Annotated in this window: 22 protein-coding genes; 15 read left to right on the forward strand and 7 right to left on the reverse strand. The window is 51.3% G+C overall.

Annotation, left to right across the window (positions count from 1 at the left end; genetic code table 11):
• Positions 1-15 precede the first annotated feature (15 nt).
• Together BRW83_RS05695 and BRW83_RS05700 are read right to left on the reverse strand one after the other, a co-directional pair.
• Entirely contained in the window at positions 16-1,575 is a 1,560-nt protein-coding gene (locus tag BRW83_RS05695) for a DHA2 family efflux MFS transporter permease subunit (protein ID WP_005880811.1), read from the reverse strand.
• 15 nt (positions 1,576-1,590) lie between these two features.
• On the reverse strand, positions 1,591-2,559 hold the full coding sequence (locus BRW83_RS05700) for an HlyD family secretion protein (protein WP_005880809.1): 969 nt from the start codon (positions 2,557-2,559) through the stop codon (positions 1,591-1,593).
• Positions 2,560-2,738: 179 nt separating this feature from the next.
• On the opposite strand from BRW83_RS05700, the gene BRW83_RS05705 reads away from it, so the two are divergent.
• Positions 2,739-3,422, forward strand: a complete 684-nt coding sequence (locus BRW83_RS05705; RefSeq protein WP_005880807.1) for a TetR/AcrR family transcriptional regulator — start codon at positions 2,739-2,741, stop codon at positions 3,420-3,422.
• Between the two features lie 28 nt (positions 3,423-3,450).
• Here BRW83_RS05705 and BRW83_RS05710 read toward each other — a convergent pair whose 3' ends face one another.
• From BRW83_RS05710 to BRW83_RS05725, 4 genes are all read right to left on the reverse strand, one after another.
• The gene (locus BRW83_RS05710) at positions 3,451-4,137 is read right to left on the reverse strand and encodes a nitroreductase (RefSeq protein WP_005880806.1); all 687 of its coding nucleotides are present in this window, start codon (positions 4,135-4,137) and stop codon (positions 3,451-3,453) included.
• 117 nt (positions 4,138-4,254) lie between these two features.
• Positions 4,255-4,983, reverse strand: a complete 729-nt coding sequence (locus tag BRW83_RS05715; RefSeq protein ID WP_005880804.1) for a YoaK family protein — start codon at positions 4,981-4,983, stop codon at positions 4,255-4,257.
• A gap of 11 nt (positions 4,984-4,994) precedes the next feature.
• A complete protein-coding gene (locus BRW83_RS05720) occupies positions 4,995-5,489 on the reverse strand; it encodes a TspO/MBR family protein (protein WP_005880802.1) in 495 nt (164 codons plus the stop codon).
• A gap of 229 nt (positions 5,490-5,718) precedes the next feature.
• A complete protein-coding gene (locus BRW83_RS05725) occupies positions 5,719-6,303 on the reverse strand; it encodes an NAD(P)H-dependent oxidoreductase (protein ID WP_005880800.1) in 585 nt (194 codons plus the stop codon).
• A 174-nt stretch (positions 6,304-6,477) separates the two neighbouring features.
• On the opposite strand from BRW83_RS05725, the gene BRW83_RS05730 reads away from it, so the two are divergent.
• Positions 6,478-7,020, forward strand: coding sequence for a GNAT family N-acetyltransferase (locus BRW83_RS05730; protein WP_005880798.1), 543 nt, complete (start codon positions 6,478-6,480; stop codon positions 7,018-7,020).
• Positions 7,021-7,067: 47 nt separating this feature from the next.
• Here BRW83_RS05730 and BRW83_RS05735 read toward each other — a convergent pair whose 3' ends face one another.
• Complete coding sequence (locus tag BRW83_RS05735; protein WP_005880797.1) at positions 7,068-8,039, reverse strand: FUSC family protein; 972 nt, start codon at positions 8,037-8,039, stop codon at positions 7,068-7,070.
• 445 nt (positions 8,040-8,484) lie between these two features.
• Between BRW83_RS05735 and BRW83_RS05740 the strand changes: the two genes are divergently transcribed.
• The 13 genes from BRW83_RS05740 to BRW83_RS05795 all read left to right on the forward strand — a co-directional run bounded on the left by BRW83_RS05740 (position 8,485) and on the right by BRW83_RS05795 (position 17,898).
• A complete protein-coding gene (locus BRW83_RS05740; RefSeq protein ID WP_145814984.1) occupies positions 8,485-9,045 on the forward strand; it encodes a phage neck terminator protein in 561 nt (186 codons plus the stop codon).
• A gap of 14 nt (positions 9,046-9,059) precedes the next feature.
• Positions 9,060-10,520 (forward strand): DUF3383 domain-containing protein, encoded by a 1,461-nt coding sequence (locus BRW83_RS05745; protein ID WP_005880794.1) that lies wholly within the window; start codon positions 9,060-9,062, stop codon positions 10,518-10,520.
• Between the two features lie 11 nt (positions 10,521-10,531).
• Complete coding sequence (locus BRW83_RS05750) at positions 10,532-10,975, forward strand: phage structural protein (RefSeq protein ID WP_005880791.1); 444 nt, start codon at positions 10,532-10,534, stop codon at positions 10,973-10,975.
• Positions 10,975-11,403, forward strand: a complete 429-nt coding sequence (locus tag BRW83_RS05755) for a phage tail assembly chaperone (protein WP_036602957.1) — start codon at positions 10,975-10,977, stop codon at positions 11,401-11,403. The genes BRW83_RS05750 and BRW83_RS05755 overlap by 1 nt, the downstream gene beginning before the upstream one ends.
• A 47-nt stretch (positions 11,404-11,450) precedes the next feature.
• Complete coding sequence (locus tag BRW83_RS11855) at positions 11,451-11,606, forward strand: DUF6889 family protein (RefSeq protein WP_005880788.1); 156 nt, start codon at positions 11,451-11,453, stop codon at positions 11,604-11,606.
• Positions 11,596-13,068: a phage tail tip lysozyme gene (locus BRW83_RS05760; protein ID WP_005880787.1), complete on the forward strand. Its 1,473-nt coding sequence runs from the start codon at positions 11,596-11,598 to the stop codon at positions 13,066-13,068. Before BRW83_RS11855 ends, BRW83_RS05760 begins: the two co-directional genes overlap by 11 nt.
• 87 nt (positions 13,069-13,155) lie before the next feature.
• A complete protein-coding gene (locus BRW83_RS05765) occupies positions 13,156-13,701 on the forward strand; it encodes a phage baseplate protein (RefSeq protein ID WP_005880786.1) in 546 nt (181 codons plus the stop codon).
• Positions 13,702-13,703: 2 nt separating this feature from the next.
• The gene (locus BRW83_RS05770) at positions 13,704-14,018 is read left to right on the forward strand and encodes a phage baseplate plug family protein (protein ID WP_005880785.1); all 315 of its coding nucleotides are present in this window, start codon (positions 13,704-13,706) and stop codon (positions 14,016-14,018) included.
• On the forward strand, positions 14,015-14,965 hold the full coding sequence (locus BRW83_RS05775; protein ID WP_005880784.1) for a phage protein: 951 nt from the start codon (positions 14,015-14,017) through the stop codon (positions 14,963-14,965). Before BRW83_RS05770 ends, BRW83_RS05775 begins: the two co-directional genes overlap by 4 nt.
• Entirely contained in the window at positions 14,962-15,687 is a 726-nt protein-coding gene (locus BRW83_RS05780) for a phage baseplate assembly protein V (protein WP_005880783.1), read from the forward strand. Before BRW83_RS05775 ends, BRW83_RS05780 begins: the two co-directional genes overlap by 4 nt.
• 5 nt (positions 15,688-15,692) lie before the next feature.
• Positions 15,693-16,049: a contractile injection system sheath initiator gene (locus BRW83_RS05785; RefSeq protein ID WP_005880782.1), complete on the forward strand. Its 357-nt coding sequence runs from the start codon at positions 15,693-15,695 to the stop codon at positions 16,047-16,049.
• A complete protein-coding gene (locus tag BRW83_RS05790; RefSeq protein WP_005880781.1) occupies positions 16,046-17,221 on the forward strand; it encodes a baseplate J/gp47 family protein in 1,176 nt (391 codons plus the stop codon). Before BRW83_RS05785 ends, BRW83_RS05790 begins: the two co-directional genes overlap by 4 nt.
• Positions 17,218-17,898: a DUF2612 domain-containing protein gene (locus BRW83_RS05795; protein ID WP_005880780.1), complete on the forward strand. Its 681-nt coding sequence runs from the start codon at positions 17,218-17,220 to the stop codon at positions 17,896-17,898. The genes BRW83_RS05790 and BRW83_RS05795 overlap by 4 nt, the downstream gene beginning before the upstream one ends.
• Positions 17,899-17,905: the final 7 nt, after the last annotated feature.

A 17,905-nucleotide genomic window follows, 5' to 3' on the forward strand; every position in this document is an offset into this window, starting at 1 on the left:
TGAATGATAAAGCGTTTATTTTTCGACGCTTTGCGTTTTTCTGCCTTCCCGTGGCGCCAGCCAGATGGAAAAGGCAGACAGTATGAGACAGACGCTGACGATCATCATGACCTGATTGGTCGCGAGCATGGCGCTCTGGTTGGTAACGACGTTATTGATCATTCCCCGGGCCGTTTCAGTGGAGAGACCGCTATCGGTCAGTTGCCTCAAATATTCGCCACCCCGATCGACGAGCCCTGCCAGTTCAGCATGATTATAGTTAATCTTGTCTTCCCAGGAAGTATTGACCAGTGAGGTGGCGAATGCGCCGGACAGGGTTCGCAGGAAAGTCATCAGTCCCGCAGCAGAGGCGGTTTCATCTTCATTGACGTTCAACAGGGCCAGCCCGATCAGCGGCACGAAGAAGAAGGGACTGCCGAAACCCATCAGCAGAATCGGAAGCGCAACCCACCAGTAGGATGCATCGGTATTTAAAAAACATCGTGCGAACGTCACCAGCCCGAGCCATAGAAGGCCGCAAAAGATGAGCCGTCTGGGATCGGTTTTTCTGGCCCAGTAAGCGGCAAGAGGAGCGACAAGGAAAGCGGAAACGCCGCTCCATGCTGTCGTTTCTCCCGACCATGTCGGGGTATAGTTCATGAAATTCTGTAACCAGAGCGGGGTGATGACGTTGGCGGCGAAATAGCCGCCGAATGCAAGGCTGATGGTAAACACGCAGACGGAATAACCCCTGTGCCGGAATACGGAGAGGTTGACGACAGGGTGTTTCTCACCCAGTTCCCAGATCATGAAGGCAACGAAGCCGACTGCGGCGATGATGGCCAGTGCGACGATATAGTTCGATGAGAACCAGTCGAGATCCTTGCCTTCATCAAGCATGATCTGGAAGGCGCCGATCCAGACGATCATCAGGACAAGGCCGATGACGTCGATTGGCGAACGGACGAGTCCCCGTTCGAAACGTTTCAGCAGTTTCCATGCCAGCCAGCTGCAGACAAGGGCGATCGGGACGTTGATGAAGAAGATCCATGACCAGTGGAAATTGTCGCAGATGTACCCGCCGAGGATGGGGCCGATAACCGGGGCCGTCAGGGTCGTCATGGCCCAAAGCCCGTTGGCGGCCATTGCCTTTTCACGCGGGAAGATGCGCAAGAGCAGGGTTTGCGTCAATGGCATCATCGGGCCGCCGGAGAGTCCCTGGCAAACGCGGGCGACGACCAGAAAAGCCAGCGAGTTGGCAAAACCGCACATGGCGGAACAGATGCCGAAGCAGGCCATGGCGGTGCAAAATACACGCACAGCTCCGAAACGGGCGGCCAGCCAGCCGGTCAGGGGGACGGTGATGGCTTCGGCAACCGCGTAGGAAGTGATGACCCATGTACCCTGACTGGTCGTGACGCCAAGGTTGCCGGCGATGCTGGAAACGGAGACATTGGCGATCGTCATGTCCAGCACAGCGATGAAGTTGGCGCATGAAAGCAGGATGGCGACGAACCAAAGCATATTGCCTTGCAACGGTTTGTCGTTTCCCGTGTTCAAAGCCGACATCGACGGCATGGGGGTGCTGGTGGCCATGTTCATGATTCCGGGTTATTTGTCCGATGCCTTTTCTCTCGTGTCAATCGTGACGGTCATGGAAAGCCCGACCTGCAGCGGGTTGGCTTTCAGTTCTTCCGGATCGAGTTTGATTCGTGTCGGGAGACGCTGGACGACCTTGATCCAGTTGCCTGTTGCGTTCTGGGCCGGGATCAGCGCAAATGCGGAACCCGTTCCGCCGGAAAAACCTTCGACTGTGCCGTGATAGATGACCGATTTGCCATACAGGTCGGAATAGAGTTCCGCTTTCTGGCCGGTACGGACTTTTTCAAGTTGCCCTTCCTTGAAGTTGGCGTCCACATGCATGTCCTGCACGGGAACGACGACCAGCAGTTGTGCATCGGCAGGTATTTTTTGTCCGACCTGTACGGTCCGTTTGGCAACGGTACCGTCAACGGGAGCACGGATGACGGTGCGCGAAAGATCGACTTTGGCCTGATCGATGCGCGCTGTAGCCTGTGCGATGGCGGCTTTGGCTGACTCTATGGCGGCGACACTGGACGTATGGGCATTCTCGGTTTTGGTCAGTTCGTCACCGGAAACGGCACCGATTGCAATCAGGGCGTTACGCCGTTTGAGATCGACGGCTGCGCGTTTGTAATCGGATTGGGCCGAGGCCAGTTCCGCTCTTGCCTTCGCACAGTCGGCTTCCGCCTGATTTAAGGCGAGTTTTGCGTCTGTATCGTCGATGATGACGAGGATGTCGCCTTTTTTGACGGATTGCGTATCGACGACGTTGACTTCCCTGATGATGCCGGAAACGGCGGATGTGACCTGTGCGACTTCGGTTGCCGTATAGGCGTTGTCGGTCGAGACGAAGTTCGAGGCGTAAAAATACCAGTAGGCACCGTAAACGATGCCGCAAAGGACGACGATGCCCGCCAGAATCTTAAGGCGTCTGGCGCGAGGGGAATCCGGTTTTTTTGCGGGTTTGTCGATGATCTGCGATGGTTCCGAATCCATTTTTTTCCTTTACAAACATTTCCTGTATCCATGCGTAACCAATCATTTTATGCAGAAACCGGTCTGGAAATGAAATTTATTTCCGGCATGAATTTTTGTAAACTGTACTACGCAGTCCATTTTATGTAAACTGTACCGGTCGGTATGGTTTGTAACAGATGTTGTTTTCGGGATGCGGGATGAAAAAGAGGACGGAAGAGAAGAGGGAAGCCATTCTGGATGCGGCGACGGCCGTTTTTCGGGATATGGGTTTTCACAATGCCTCCATGAATGCGATCGCAGCCCGGCTGGGTGGCTCGAAAATGACCCTGTACAGTTATTTCCCTTCCAAGGAAGCGATTTTTCTGGAAGTCGTCCGTCGTGTTTCACTGGATAAGAACGAAACGATTTCGTCTTTTCTGGAAGAACCTGCCATTATGGATGACTCGAGACAGAAGGCTTCAGAAGCTTTTCTGGAACTGGAACGCCCTGACGACGATATTGGGAGTATTTTGAAACGTTTTGGCGAGAAATTCATTGCCTTTATTTATTCCCCGAAGGTTCTTGCGGTCAGGCGAGCATTGCTGGCCGAGTCGTACCGGCCGGAGATCGGACACTATTTCTATGAGCATGGTCCCGGGAAAACAATCGAACTGATTACCGTTTTTCTGGAAAAGGCCATGAAAAAAGGCCAGCTCAGGCCTGACATGGATGCGTATGCGGCAGCTACGCATTTGCGCAGTCTGTTGAATGCACGCTGGTACGAACGCTGTCTTTTTGAACTGGTGAAAGCGCCTTCCGACGAAGAGATGCAAAAGAGCGTTGCCGATGCCGTCAGGGTGTTTCTGGCGGCATACGGTGTCAACACAGGCAAGAAAGACTGAACGGCTTGTCCCGGGACGTGATGGCCGCTTATTTATCGATAAACTGTGTGAATGACGATACGGGTTCGCGTTCCGTTTCCAGTTTATAAATCGTCGCTTCGGTATCGGCATAACCGAGTGCCATTCCATCAACAACAAGTTCTTCCGGTTTGATGGGCAAGACCTCGCGCAGAACTTCATGGTAGTCACTCCATCCTCCTTGCGGACAGGTATCGAGTCCATGGCTTTTTGCCGATAGCATGATATTGTCCATGAACATGCCGTATTCGATGAAACAGCCGAATGGCAAACCACGGTTCATGGTAAAGATGAGTCCGACAGGAGCGTCGAAGAACATGTAATTCCTTTTCTGCTGAAGACGCGCTTTCTCGTGTTCACCTTTTTCGATGCCAAGGATGCCGTACATGCTCCAGCCCATTTGACGGCGGCGGGACAGGTACGGCTCAAAAAATGTGTCAGGATAATATTTGTATTCGCCTTCATATTTTTTTCCGCTGTCGAAGGCTTTGCATGTCGCATCGACAACCCGTTTCAGGGCATTTCCGGTCAGGACATAAACGTTCCAGGGCTGCATGTTGGAACCGGACGGGGCGCGAGAGGCAACTTCCAGAATATGTTCGACCAGTTTGGGATCGACGGGGTCTTTTTTGAAGGCACGTATGGATTTGCGGCTTTTGATGACGGCATCGACGGCGGTCTGCATATCGTCGGACATATTTTTCTCCTCGCAGAATAGTGGGATTTAAATATTCATATTAAATTCATGTTTAATAGTATGACATACTTTACTGCACAGTTTATGTTTTTTTGGGAATTTGTCGAGCGTATCGCGTCAATGAGTTGAGCTTGTCGGCAGTTTTCTCAAATCGGCTGCGACGACAAGGATGATGATGGCAGGAACAAGAAGGGTAAATGGTGTCAGGCTGTTTGCGAGCGCGGCAATGGCGGCGGCGACGGAATAGGTCAGCCAGGATATTCCCGGTAATACGGCTTCGGGGAGGGTGGGGACTTTCTGTCCGGTCTTTTCGAGGAAACGGCGCGATATGAAGCGTCCGGTAAAGGCGTCTGAGAATTTGACGATGTTATTGGTCACGACGAGTGTTTGAAGGGAAACCCCGCCGAAACGGGCAATCGTTTCGCCCTGCATGGCAAGCGCCAATGACAATAGAGGCAATTCAAGAACCAGATTCAGGGAAGGGTCGAGCCTCACGAGGCAGGCAAGCGAGAGTACTCCTGACATGATGACCAGTTCCATGAGCGGATTGGCAAGGTGTCGCCGGATCAGGCTGGCAATACTGCACGCTACAAAAAACAGGGCGATGGCATAGCCGACCAGCCCGAATTTGACCCACTCGGCATGGGTGAAATTCATGCCGAGCTGAACGGTGTTGCCTGTCATGATGGAGGCGTAAAGGCCTTCACAGTCCATATAACCGGTGACTTCGACAAATCCGGCTACGATGGTCAGTGCGATGACATAAAAAATGTTGCGGCCAAGGGAATCCGTTTGCGGAATGCTTTGGTATCCGATCCGGTTTTCAGCTTTTTTCCCGGGTTCCATCAAGTCGTTTGCTAGTTGTGGAGATAGATGAACAGGTTCAGATAGGTGGCGAAGCCGAGCCAGGCGATGTAAGGCCAGAAAAGAATGGAAGACAATTTTCGGATGGGCCACGCCCTGAAGGCATACCAGATGACCAGCCAGTCAAGCAGGACGATACAGATCAGGCCACCCGTAATGTTCTGCCGGACGAAAAAAATCATGCTCCACAAAAAGTTCAGAAATAGCTGGAAAATGAACAGGTTGCGCAGTGCCGGTTTCTGGTCACTATCTGTCAGGTAGACCAGGCCGATGGACAGGCCCATGAATATGTAAAGAATGGTCCATGCAATCGGAAAAACGGCATTGGGAGGGGTCAGCAGCGGCTTGTTCAGGTGCGGGTACCAGTTCTGTATTGAACTTTGCTGAAGGTAGCCTGCCAGCGCACCCACCAGAAGACAGATAACAATCGGGATGATGATTTTGAAAATGCCTGAAAAGGAAAATGAATGTGTTCGGGCTGTTGTCATGTTGGCCTCAATACAGGTGACGTTGCTTTTCGGGTGATGGTTCAAGTATGAGTTCACTTGATTCACTCATTTCTGACAAATGTCGAAAACCTGTTTCGTAAAGAGCCGCTTTGTGCGCCTGTTCAATGAATTGCAGAGATAAATCACGCCTTCACGCCGGCAGTTTGAGAACGCGGCGTGAAGGGATTATGGATGCAGTTTTCATAAATACGTATGAAGAACTGCCTGTTTATTTTGGAAAGTTTTTTTCCAGATGGGCCTTGTATCGAATGACATCCCTGTCGATTTGAGGTTCTTTCATGACGTCGTTGCACATGAATGTCGACAAAGGACTCATGCCGAGGAACTGGTTGGCTTTATGGAACGGGAAAAGGTCGGCGTCTATGCCTTTGCCTTCGAAGAACTGTCCCGGTTCGGTGAAAGCTTCGGCCGGAGCGTTCCATGTCATTGAAAACATGTATTTTTTGCCCTGTATAAGGCCGCCCGAGCCGTATTTTTTGCTGGCGTCGCTTCGGGTGCGCCCATCGCTTTCATACAATTTGCCGTGTCCTGCCGTGAAGACTTCGTCGACGTACTTTTTCATGATCCAGGGGGCTTCCATCCACCATGCCGGAAATTGGTAGATGACGGAATCGGCCCAGAGGAATTTTTCGACTTCTTTTGTCGTGTCGTAGCCGTCGTCGATGCGGGTTGTCTTGACCTCATGACCCAGCGCGGTCAGGGTTTCTTTTGCCAGGTCAGTCAGGAAGTCGTTCAGTTTGCCTTGTGAATGGCCGAAGTTTTTCGATGCGTTGATAATCAGGATTTTGCTCATGTTTTTTTCTTTCTGGCAGTAAAGGTTCTGTCGTTATGGTCGGTTCAGGGTGAACATTGGGTTGAAATGCCGTTTTTCAATGTGGAATTATCACGAATATGAAATGGGCCGTTTTTTGTATTCCGGCATTTTTATCTTTAATATGACAGAAAACAGGCCACACCGTTTTATCTCATGACAGAAAAAAATGTTCCCGCCATCATTGCCGAAACCGGAAGACTGCTGCTTCGCGAGCTGGTCGATGACGATTTGCCCGGCTTATGCAGGGTATTGCAGGATAGCGATGTGACTTATGCCTATGAGCGCGTTTTTTCAGACAGGGAGATCGGGTCATGGCTGAAAAGGCAAATTCAGTGTTATGCGCAGGAGGGCTTCGGAATGTGGGCTGTCGTTTTGAAGGAAACAGGCAAGATGATCGGCCATGCCGGTATTTCGATGCAGGTGTATGGTGATGAGGAGCTTCCTGAAATCGGATACATGTTCGAAAAGGAATTCTGGCATCGGGGTTTCGCGACCGAAGCGGCGATCGCCTGCCGGGATTATGCTTTTGCCGTGCTTGGTATGGATACGGTTTATTCCGTTATCCGGGCGGACAATGTGCCATCGCGTGCGGTGGCAAGACGAAACGGCATGCGGATTACCGGAACGGCCTTTCGCAGTGTAATGGGCAGAATGGTCACGCATTACATGTATTCGATCAAAAAGCCCGGGACATGAACGATTTGATGAGCAAGTCGATAAAACCGTTTTGTAAAAACGATTTTTTATTGGATGGCACGGACCTGTTTCAGGATGATACTGGTTATTATCGCGAGCAAACCGCCGATCAGTGTTTCGTAAAGACGTTCGAACAAGGGCGAATAAACCGGATCGTTCCAGTAATGCGATATTTCTGTCATTGCCAGAACGAAAAATGTCACGCCAAATGATCTCAAAACAGGATTTTTATCCAGGAATGTCGGCAGGAAAAATGAAATCACGAAAAATGAGATGAGAATGACGACCGAGGCGTTATAACCGGTGGCAAGCATGATCATTAGCAGGATGACAGATAAAAAGCTGCCGGCAAAACGCGATATCGTATTTTTGAAAACGTGTTCCGCTTTCGGATTCAGTACCATGACGAAGGTTAATGGTGCCCAGTAAATCCTGCCCAGCTCGAGAAATTCCGGAATCAGCAGGGAGAGGAACATGCCGGTACTGTAGATGAACGCGCGGGGAACGGCATGTTTTTTCGATGTGTACAGTTCTTTTGAGAACAAGCCGTTTCTGAAGGCGGTAAAGTCATAGTTTTTCAGATGCAAAACGAAAAGGACGCCAAGAACGGTCAGTGTCCCGATCAGGTAACCGACAGGCAGTTCATATGACACACTGGTCAGTGTCGTGCCGATGGTCGAGAGCATGATGATGTAGCGGACAGCACGGTCGAGTACGGGATCTTTTCCATAGGTGATATCGAAGAAACAGGAGATTGCGAAAAGATAAACATAGAACAGCCAGGAAAGTTGCAACCAGTAACCGATATAGTTGTTGATCATGATAATCATCATCAAAAAGAAAACGTAAAGATGATTGCTGCGATCGGGCCGTGCATCGTAAAGCGAATAGGTGAACATGGACGAAAAGGAAGTCCACATCAATGAATTCACGCCGAACAGCCAGTATCCGGCGAGGGTGGTAAATGCCACACTGCCCATAAAGATAAGGCCGTCTTTTACGTCAAAATAGTTGAGCATGAATTTTTTTCACGATTGCCGATATTTTTCAACCAATAAAAATCAGGGGATTTTTCCTGTTTCCACTTCTGGTTTTTCTCATGATGACCGAAATCAGCATAGCAAGATGCCGGTATGGCCTTTTGATATGGCTGAAACAAAGCTTCCTTCGGCGGTTCAGTCTTTTCATCCAGTTTTTTGAAAAAAAGTGGTGTGACATAGCTGACCGATGTTGGAATGTCCTGTATGATTGTCTCTGTCGGGAAAGTTGCGTCCCGAGCAAACAGAAAAGGCCTCCTTTGGGAGGCCTTTTTTTATGCCTGATTGGCAGGCATTTTTTTTCTTCACCATCTTCTGTGCCGTAATCCGCACATTTCTTTTTCCAGACAATTTGAACAGCATCCGCTTCACTGCGGAGGACTGTTTTCGTCTTTGCAAAAGGAATGTGGGGCGGCAGAAAGACAATATGACGAACACATCCAAAACGAAGGGTTTTCTGACACCGGTCGGAGCAATGCCCGCTTACGACAACGATCTGGATACCGTTTTCAGGCAATTCATTGCAGGGGTAACGGGGCTGGATGGCTCGCTTGTCGGCTCATACTGGAATGAGAGTCTTCCGGCTCCGGCAACAGATGAAGCGTGCCGGTGCCAGGCAGCAGTCGTTTCCTATGGCGGCAATCCGGGGCCGTCCATTGTTCATAACGGAAAGGACCCTGTCGATCCCGACGACGGGACCGACGTTCTGAGCTGGCAGGAGGAACTGACGCTTTTGACACGGTTTTACGGCCCCAAAGCGGAATTTTATGCCGCTTTGCTGAAGTACGGCTGCATGGTCAAACAGAATGCCGACGAGCTTTTGGCGCATGGAATCGTATTCGCTTCAGCGGACAAAACAGTCAGTGAAATCGTGACAGTCAACAATCTTCCGGTGAAAGAAACGGCTTTTTCTCTTTACTTCCGGCGAAGCGTTTCGTTTACCTATCAGGTGCGAAACATCGCCAGAGGAATCATCCACTACTTTTAATAAAGGATAACAACATGGCAAACAAAGGATTACCTGTTTCTTCCGTCGTTTCCGTCGACGTCGTTATGGCGCCGAAGGCCGCAGCGGAAAGGGATTTCGGTATCGCCCTGATTCTCGGGGCAAGCAATACGATTGACGCTTATGAACGTCTTCGTCTCTATTACGATATCGATACGGTCGCATCGGACTTCGGTACGGAAGCGCCGGAATACAAGATGGCGGTGGCCTATTTTTCGGCAGAACCGTCGGCAGCACAATGCTATATCGGTCGCTGGGTGAAAACCGCCACCAGCGGTTTGTTGAAGGGCCGCATTCTGGGAACGGCTGAGCAGAATATCGCCGCGTTCAAGGCAATCAATGAAGGAAGCTTCAAGGTGACGGTCGATGGCGTCGAAAAATCGGTCATGGCGATCAATCTGTCGTCGGTCACCAATCTGAATGGCGTTGCAACGATTATCGATTCTGCACTGGATACCGCCGCAAGCTGTGTTTGGGATGGCACCCGTTTTGTGATCCGTTCCAAAACAACCGGTACCGAATCGACCGTGACCGGTGTGACCAAAACCGCTTTGTCTTCCCTGATGGGGCTGGATGCCGATACGGTTGCTGTGGGTGGCATGGTTGCGGAATCGCTGTTAAATGCCGTTAGCGAACTGGCTGACATGAGCAGCGACTGGTATGGCCTTCTGGTTGCTGAAGAAGCGGATGACGACGATATTCTTGAAATGGCCGACTTCATCAGTGCGACGTCGACTTCCCGGATTGCAGGCTTTACCGTCAAAAAAACGACCGTTCTGGATGCACAGGTAGAAAACGATCTGGCTTCCCGTCTGAAAGCCAAAGGCAATAACCGCGCTTTCGTCCAGTACAGTTCCGCCAGTACCGCTGCGGCCGCTGCCGCTTTCGGTCGCGCTTTTGCCGTCAATTTCGATGGACAGAATACGACTATTACCCTGAAGTTCAAACAGGAACCGGGTATCGAACCGGAAGTCCTGACGGCAACTCAGGCGAAAGTATTGAAAGACAAGAACTGCAACGTTTTCGCCCAGTATTCGAATGATACGGCGATTTTGCAGGAAGGCGTGATGTCTGGCGGCTGGTATTTCGATGAACGCCACGGTCTGGACTGGCTGCAAAACGACGTGCAGACCGCTGTCTGGAACCTGCTTTATACCTCGACTTCCAAGATTCCGCAGACCGATGCCGGTATCGCCCGTATCGTGACGACGATCGAAAGCCGTCTGGAACAGGCGGTCACCAACGGTCTGGTCGCCCCGGGTGTGTGGAATGGCGACAGTTTCGGCGCCCTGCAAAGCGGCGATACGCTGACCAAAGGCTATTACGTGTATGCCCCACCTGTGGCTACCCAGTCACAGGCGGATCGTGAAGCGAGAAATTCCACCGTCATTCAGGTGGCGATCAAGCTGGCTGGCGCAGTCCACGCGACCGACATCATCATCAACGTTAACAGATAAGAGGATCAATTATGGGAATGAGTTACAGTTTTGCGGACGTTACCGGTACTTTGGTAGGCCCCGGCGGAGTCGTCGATCTGGGTCATGGCTCGGCTGTCGGTGAAGAAGGCATCAAGATTTCGATGGCGGCAGAAGGCGGCAGCATGACTATCGGTGTGGATGGCTGCGGTATGCATAATCTGAATGCGGACAAATCCGGTACCGTGACTATCGAGCTTTTGAAGACGTCACCGGTCAATGCGAAGCTTCAGGCCATGATGAATATGCAGAGCCAGAATGCTTCCCTGTGGGGGAAAAACATTATTTCCATTACCAATACGGTATCTGGAGACAAGACTATTTGTTCATCCTGCGCTTTCGGCAAGAAACCGGATGTCGTCTATAAAAAAGACGGTGGTGTGGTTTCCTGGACGTTTAACGCATTGAGTATCGACACTATTTTGGGAACGTACTGATGAACGAGATCACCATTGCTGGCAATACTTACCGTTATGGCAAGCTGAATGCTATTGAACAGTTTCATCTTGAACGACGGATTCTGCCGCTTGTCTTTTCCGCTTTTCCTGCCTTTTCAAGTGTCATGGAGGAAAAGGGAGAAGACGCGGTGATCTCATGGGAAGAGGTCATCGAAAAGTCGAAACCGCTGGCTGATGCCCTCTCAGGCATGTCTGATGAGGACGCGGAATACGTTACCCGAACATGCCTGGGCGTGGTTCACAGAAAGCAGGGGATGGAATGGTCGCCGGTCATGTCCGATGGCAACCTGATGTTCGACGATCTGGATGCGTTTGAAATGGTTTTGCTCAGTTTTTTCGTTATCCGGAGAAACCTCGCAAATTTTATGCAAAAGCTCGTTACTTTCCTCGCCGATCCGGTGAAGTAACGGGCGATATCGAGTGGGTAACGCTTCCCGATGGCGAGGAATGGCTCTTGCGTCCTGTTCTGGAAGGACTTTGCCGTTATGAAAGTCTCAAGGATGGAACAATCGATCTGGCCGATCTGGCTTTGCTAAATGATGTTCTGAACGCAAGAGCCGACAATGAGGCGTTGGCTTATAAAATGAGGGTTGAACAATATGGCGAATAAGATAGTGACCGATTACATCGCTTTACTCAAATACCAGATTGATGAGGCGGGAAAAAAACGGTTCGATAATGCCGTGTCGGATTCAAAACGTCGGGTTGATGCCCTTGCTGTGAGCCTGAAAACGGTTGGCGAAGCCATGAAAAATATGGGCTCGCAAACGGCTTTCGGGATGAATGCACTGTCTGGGCACCGTCTTGTGTCGAAAACAGGTTCTTCAAATGGCGCGGCTGCGGCCCTCCTGTCCCCGGGATTGGGCATTCCGGATATCACGCCGGGACAGTCAGGACAGAAGATTCGTGAAGGCCAGGCTGAACTGAATAATCTGAAAGCAGTGGGAAATGATGTTTTGACCGAGCTGAAGGATACTTTGACAGGTGATCTTGCTCCTTTGTTAAAGATGGCAAATGATGGGGTTCTTGAACTGAAAGACGCTTTCACCAATTTGTCACCGGAAGCGCAGGAAGCAGCCAAACAGATAGGTGCCGTTGGCCTTGGGGTCATGCAGTTGATGAAAGTATTATCTTCCGCGAAAAAAGCGGCGGATGCGCTCAAGGGACTTTTCGGAGTCGGCAAGACTGCCGGTTCGGCATTGGCAACCGTGGCAAGTTCATCATGGGCACCTTTGGCCGGATTGGCGGCAGGGTCTTTCATGGCAGATGTTGCCATGACAAGGAAACGGGCAGATTCAGTCATGGAAGCCAATACGGGGGGCGATTATATCGGGCTGCTTTTCAATGGGGTGGATTCAAAAAGATCTTCCAGCGAGGCTTCCGGATCGTCAGAATCTGAACCAATCCGGCAGGTGACGAATGTTGGCGCTTCACGAGTGGCCGGTTCAGGAAATGCCCGTTCACGGGTTTCCGGTGCACAGGCTCGTTCACGAGGGTCGCGTTCGCGGGTGTCAGGAACGCGGGCTCCGTCATCGTCAGGTGTCGGCAAGAATGGGATGAGCAAGAATGATGTGATGCGTTTTTTCATGTCCCAAAACTGGACGAAGGAACAGGCGGCAGGCATTACGGCCAATTTGTGGCATGAAAGCAGGTTCGATCCGGCTTCAGTCGGCGACAGCGGAAAGGCATATGGCCTTGCACAGTGGCATCCGGACAGACAGAAGATTTTCAAAAAACTGTTTGGCAAGGATATCCGTCGGTCGTCTGTTAACGAACAGCTTGAATTTGTCCAGTATGAACTCACGCACAATGAGAAGAATGCCGGAAGACGCCTGAAAAATGCCAGAACGGCAAGAGATGCAGGCAGTATTGTGAGCCGTTTTTATGAAAGGCCGAAAGAAGTGATGAAGGAAGCCGGTTCCCGGGGAGACACGGCATCTGAATTCAATCAGACGATCAATATTACCGTCAATGGCGCCACATCGCCACAGGAGACTGCAGATGCCATCAACCAGAATCTGCAAGGTCTGGATTTCGGTACGAGGAATATGAAATCGCCTGTTGCGCCCTGAGGGTTTGCATAGCCTGAAAAAGCCTCCATCCGGAGGCTTTTTCTTTATGTAAACGTATTTTGATTACTGAATATAAAGGTGAATGTTATGTCTTTATTATCTTCTGTCGCCTACTTTCTGACCGGAGGGTCGAAAAGGCATATCGCCAGTATTGTACCGGATGTGGTTATCAAGGAAGTCCATACCGACAAGCTGACGATTACGGATCATCCTGTCCAGCGTGGAAGTGTTATTACCGACCATGCCTGCAAGGATCCGGAACAGCTGGAGATGGAATTTGGCTGGTCGAACAGTTCATTCAAATTGTCCAGTCTGCTTTCAGGCAAGTCCCTTCTGGAGACAACGGATTTACGCACTATTTACAATCAGCTGCTGGGCTGGCAGGAAAGCTGTATTCCGATTTCCATCGGGACGGGCAAGCGGGAATATACGGATATGCTGATCGAGTCGCTGAGAGTGCAAACGGAATCATCAACCGAGAACGTTTTGCAGGTGACGGCTTTTTTCAGAAAAATCCGGCTTGTCGATACGGAAGACAGGATGCTGGCAGCAGAAAATCAGGCCAATCCTGCCGAAACCGCGCAGGTTTCCGGCTCTGGCGAACGCCAGCCAAAAGCAATGAAAGGAGAATGATAATGTCAGAGGACGTTTTTGAAATTCCACTTTCTTCCGGTGCACAGAAATTCTCGATCAGGCTTGGCGAAAACACCTTGCAGATTCGTCTGGTATGGCGTGAGGCAGAGGGGGGAGGCTGGTTTATCGACCTGTTCGATAACGAAGGTCTGGATCTGATTACGGGAATTCCGCTGCGCTCGGGCAGAAATATACTGGAAGAGCACGCTCATCTCGGGTTGGGAGCTCTGACGGTTTCGCTCGATGGTGAGACCAGCCGTGATCCGGCTTATGACGAAATGGGATCGAAAGTTCAGTTGTACTGGATGGCATCATGAGCGTTCTGTACAAGCGATATTGCCGTCTGACGATTGCCGAGGGCAAGGAAAACACAAAGGCAATCGATTTTTCGGCGTTCAGGGTGTCTTTTACCATCAGCCAATCCCTGAAAGGAGAGCCGCGCTCTGCCAATATCCGGATTTACAACGTCAACAGTGAAACGGTGTCGAGAATCAGGCAGGAAGGGCAAAAAGTCATTCTTGAGGCGGGATATGAAAGTAATCACGCCATCATTTTTCAGGGTGATCTGATTCAGCGTTACCGGACAAAGGCGGAATCCGGTAACGATACCTGTCTCATTATTCTGGCATCGACAGCCGATCAGGCGCATTCCTATGCGGTGGTGAATGCCAGTTTGCCTGCCGGCGCGTCGCCTGTGGATGTGCATCAGGCGATTTTGTCGGAATATGCGCGTTATGGAGTGGAAAAGGGTTATGTACCGGAACTGGCACAGACAAAACTGGCCAGAGGAAAGGTCTTGTTTTGTCCGGCGAAGGATGCCATGACGACGTTTTGCAGGACACATCAACTGCAATACAGTTATCTCGATACCGGACTGGCATGTGTCCCGGTAAAAGAGACTTTTCCCGGCAAGCCATTTCTCCTGAACGAACGTACCGGGCTTGTCGGTACGCCGGAAATGAGTATCGATGGCCTGAAGGTGACTTCTCTTCTTCGTCCCGAGATCCGTCTGGATACGACTTTGGAGATAGAGAATGATTCCATTTTTTATGACGAGTCGTATGGTTCGCAGAAAAAAGAAGACAACAAAAAGAAAACCACACAAAAGCAGAACGACACATTCGATGTCGATGGTGTCTACAAGGTCATTTCCCTGACGCATAAAGGTGATACTTATGGCAAAGCCTGGTATTCGGAAATGAATTGTGTGGCGGCCAATCCCAGTAAAACGGGTTCATCGGCTACAGCCAAAAAGGAGAAATGATGGCATTCGAGGATTATGAAAGAAGTTCTTCGCTGGAATCGACGGTACGAACGGCGCTGACAGGAGCACAAGCCGGGATATGGACTGCCTTGCCGGGTATTGTGCAATCTTTTGACGCCAGTGCCGTGACGGCAGTTGTTCAACCCGCCATCAAGGCGATGGTGACCAGACCGGACGGAGAAAAGCAGGCCGCCAAATTGCCTCTGTTACTGGATTGTCCGGTCGTATTTCCACGCGGGGGCGGCTGTACGCTGACTTTTCCGGTCAAGGCGGGTGATGAATGTCTGGTCGTTTTTTCGGCACGTTGCATCGATGCATGGTGGCAATCTGGAGGTATCCAGCTGCCGATGGAGTCACGCATGCACGATTTATCCGACGGGTTTGTTATGGTCGGACCGATGTCGCAGGCAAAAAAGATCGGCAATATCAGCACAACAGCTGTCCAGTTGCGAAGCGATGACGGGGTCGCTTTTGTCGAAATCGATCCGGGCAGCAAAAATATCAGGGCAAAAACATCCAGTCTGGTTTCCATTGAAGCGCCGGATATCCATTTGACGGGAAACGTCACGATTACGGGAACAGTGACACAAAGCGGCGGCAATACAGCCATGACGGGCAATGTTTCTGTCAACGGGGATGTCAGCGCGAACGGGATCAGCCTGAGTCAACATAAACACGGTGGTGTCACCTCTGGTGGCGGCACCACTTCAACACCGGTATAAACACTATGAAAGTCAGAAAACTGAATGCTGATGGCGAGGTCGCTTTCGGCAGGGGACGGCTCGACTATCTGGCGGATTCGCCGGAAGCGGTCGGGCAAAATGTGATGACACGCCTGAAACTGAAAACCGGCGAATGGTTTACCGATGTGTCGGACGGTACACCTTACGCCGACAGTATTCTGGGCGAACACAAGCGGCTGCTTTATGACGTCGCTATCAAAAGCCGTATTCTCGGGACACCCGGGGTTACACAAATCGTGCAATACGAAAGTACGCTCGATCCGGATTCCAGAAAGCTGAAAGTCAGCGTGACTCTGGATACCGAATACGGCACAACTACAGTGAAAGGAGCGCTTGGATGACAGCACTCATTGCAACTATTACGGATAAGGGGGTGCTTGCGCCCACTTATTCAGAAGTCCTGGCTGAATTGCAGAAGAAATTCCGCGCAATTTACGGGCAGGACATCAATCTCGACAACGATACGGCAGACGGCCAGTGGCTCGGTATTGTCGCCTCGGCTATCAATGACGCCAATGCGGCGCTGACGGCGTCTTACACCGGGTACGCGCCTTCCACGGCCAGCGGGGCGGCATTGTCCAGTATCGTCAGGACAAACGGCATCAGCCGGAACAGGGCCAGCTTTTCCAGTGTCGATCTTAGGTGCATCGGGCAAGCGGGGTCGACCATTTCCGGAGGGATTGTCGAGGATGAAAACGGCAACCGCTGGAAGTTGCCGGATACCGTCGTGATTCCGCCGCAGGGGGAAATCACGGTCACCGCGATTTGTTCGAAAGAAGGCGCCATCGAAGCCTTGCCGGGAACCGTCACGAAAATCATGACGCCGACGCTGGGATGGCAAACGGTTTCCAATCCGGCGGCCGCTGCTCTCGGGCAGGCGGTCGAGACGGATGCCCAGTTGCGGGCACGCCAGAAACAGTCGGTCGCGTTACCGTCGAGAAGCGTTTTTGAGGGCATTCTCGCGTCGGTGGCGGCGATCGACGGAGTTTCTGCCATTTCCGGTATCGATAACGATACGTCCAGAACAGATTCGAACGGCATCCCACCGCATTCGATTGCGATTATTGCCGACGGAGGCGATACACAGGCAATTGCGGACGCCATTTTCCGGAAAAAAGGGCCGGGAACCGGGACGTATGGCAATACCAGCCAGCAGGTATTCGACCGCTACGATGTTGTCCACAACATCAGTTTTTCACGCTCGGTCAGAAAAGCGATCAGTGCAAAAGTCACGATTGTTCCCCTGACCGGGTATGAAACCGGTATTGGGGAACGTATCAGAAAAACGGTGGCTGATTTTATCGACGGTCTTGCGATTGGCGAGTCGCTGATGTTGACGCGTCTTTATCTGCCCGCCAGCCTGAACGGATCGGCCGATCTGGCCACTTACAAGCTGGTGTCGGTCGAAACCTCGGCGGATGGCGAAACCTTTGGCCAATCCGACATTGCGATCCGGTTCAACGAACGGGCAGCCTGCGATCCCGCTTCCGTTGAACTGGTCATCCAATCATGAGTGACGCGAACAAATATACGGGGCGCCTCGCTGGCCATTATGTCGATCTGGAACGCTTTGTGCAGGCAATTTATGAAAGCACCCAGCCATTTGCCGAACTCAGGTCAGCAGCGGAAACACTGCCACTTGAATTCGATATCGATACGGCTGTCGGTGTCCAGCTGGATGCCGTCGGGGAGCGGGTCGGCGTCAGCCGGAAACTGAAAACCCCTCTGGAAGGTGTTTATTTCGCCTTTGACGAGGATGAAGTCGGTTTCGATGAAGGCGTGTGGAAAGACGATTACGATCCATCGGAAGGCATGGTCTCGCTTGACGATGAATTTTACAGGCTCGTCATCAAGGCCAAGATTGCCGCCAACAGCTGGGACGGGACAAATGACACACTGGACGACGTTTTGTCCATCGTATTCAACGAGAAGATCGGGACGTATGCCAGCGCGAACGACAATCAGGACATGACGATGACCATCGGCCTGTCCGGCAAACGCCCGACGCCGATCCTGCTGGAACTCTTGACCAAGGGGTATCTGGACGTCAAACCGGGCGGCGTTCGTATCGATTATTACATTACGGCAACCGAAGACGGGCCGCTTTTCGCATTCGACGTGGAAAACGAATATTTCGCCGGTTTCGACGAAGGCGTCTGGGGTGAAATGCACAAGGTCGAGGAAGAATAAGGAAGTA

It is taken from the genome of Oxalobacter formigenes, from assembly GCF_002127965.1.
GTDB lineage: Bacteria > Pseudomonadota > Gammaproteobacteria > Burkholderiales > Burkholderiaceae_D > Oxalobacter > Oxalobacter formigenes.

What these genes read in the sequence shown, in the direction of transcription:
- BRW83_RS05795 (WP_005880780.1), top strand. Translation starts at nt 17,218, where the DNA reads ATGAGTGACGCGAACAAATATACGGGGCGCCTCGCTGGCCATTATGTC.
- BRW83_RS05790 (WP_005880781.1), top strand. Translation starts at nt 16,046, where the DNA reads ATGACAGCACTCATTGCAACTATTACGGATAAGGGGGTGCTTGCGCCC.
- BRW83_RS05695 (WP_005880811.1), bottom strand. Translation starts at nt 1,575, where the DNA reads ATGGCCACCAGCACCCCCATGCCGTCGATGTCGGCTTTGAACACGGGA.
- BRW83_RS05750 (WP_005880791.1), top strand. Translation starts at nt 10,532, where the DNA reads ATGGGAATGAGTTACAGTTTTGCGGACGTTACCGGTACTTTGGTAGGC.
- BRW83_RS05705 (WP_005880807.1), top strand. Translation starts at nt 2,739, where the DNA reads ATGAAAAAGAGGACGGAAGAGAAGAGGGAAGCCATTCTGGATGCGGCG.
- BRW83_RS05700 (WP_005880809.1), bottom strand. Translation starts at nt 2,559, where the DNA reads ATGGATTCGGAACCATCGCAGATCATCGACAAACCCGCAAAAAAACCG.
- BRW83_RS05770 (WP_005880785.1), top strand. Translation starts at nt 13,704, where the DNA reads ATGTCAGAGGACGTTTTTGAAATTCCACTTTCTTCCGGTGCACAGAAA.
- BRW83_RS05725 (WP_005880800.1), bottom strand. Translation starts at nt 6,303, where the DNA reads ATGAGCAAAATCCTGATTATCAACGCATCGAAAAACTTCGGCCATTCA.
- BRW83_RS05775 (WP_005880784.1), top strand. Translation starts at nt 14,015, where the DNA reads ATGAGCGTTCTGTACAAGCGATATTGCCGTCTGACGATTGCCGAGGGC.
- BRW83_RS05760 (WP_005880787.1), top strand. Translation starts at nt 11,596, where the DNA reads ATGGCGAATAAGATAGTGACCGATTACATCGCTTTACTCAAATACCAG.
- BRW83_RS05755 (WP_036602957.1), top strand. Translation starts at nt 10,975, where the DNA reads ATGAACGAGATCACCATTGCTGGCAATACTTACCGTTATGGCAAGCTG.
- BRW83_RS05730 (WP_005880798.1), top strand. Translation starts at nt 6,478, where the DNA reads ATGACAGAAAAAAATGTTCCCGCCATCATTGCCGAAACCGGAAGACTG.
- BRW83_RS05765 (WP_005880786.1), top strand. Translation starts at nt 13,156, where the DNA reads ATGTCTTTATTATCTTCTGTCGCCTACTTTCTGACCGGAGGGTCGAAA.
- BRW83_RS05720 (WP_005880802.1), bottom strand. Translation starts at nt 5,489, where the DNA reads ATGACAACAGCCCGAACACATTCATTTTCCTTTTCAGGCATTTTCAAA.
- BRW83_RS05740 (WP_145814984.1), top strand. Translation starts at nt 8,485, where the DNA reads ATGACGAACACATCCAAAACGAAGGGTTTTCTGACACCGGTCGGAGCA.
- BRW83_RS05735 (WP_005880797.1), bottom strand. Translation starts at nt 8,039, where the DNA reads ATGCTCAACTATTTTGACGTAAAAGACGGCCTTATCTTTATGGGCAGT.
- BRW83_RS05715 (WP_005880804.1), bottom strand. Translation starts at nt 4,983, where the DNA reads ATGGAACCCGGGAAAAAAGCTGAAAACCGGATCGGATACCAAAGCATT.
- BRW83_RS05710 (WP_005880806.1), bottom strand. Translation starts at nt 4,137, where the DNA reads ATGTCCGACGATATGCAGACCGCCGTCGATGCCGTCATCAAAAGCCGC.
- BRW83_RS05785 (WP_005880782.1), top strand. Translation starts at nt 15,693, where the DNA reads ATGAAAGTCAGAAAACTGAATGCTGATGGCGAGGTCGCTTTCGGCAGG.
- BRW83_RS05745 (WP_005880794.1), top strand. Translation starts at nt 9,060, where the DNA reads ATGGCAAACAAAGGATTACCTGTTTCTTCCGTCGTTTCCGTCGACGTC.
- BRW83_RS05780 (WP_005880783.1), top strand. Translation starts at nt 14,962, where the DNA reads ATGATGGCATTCGAGGATTATGAAAGAAGTTCTTCGCTGGAATCGACG.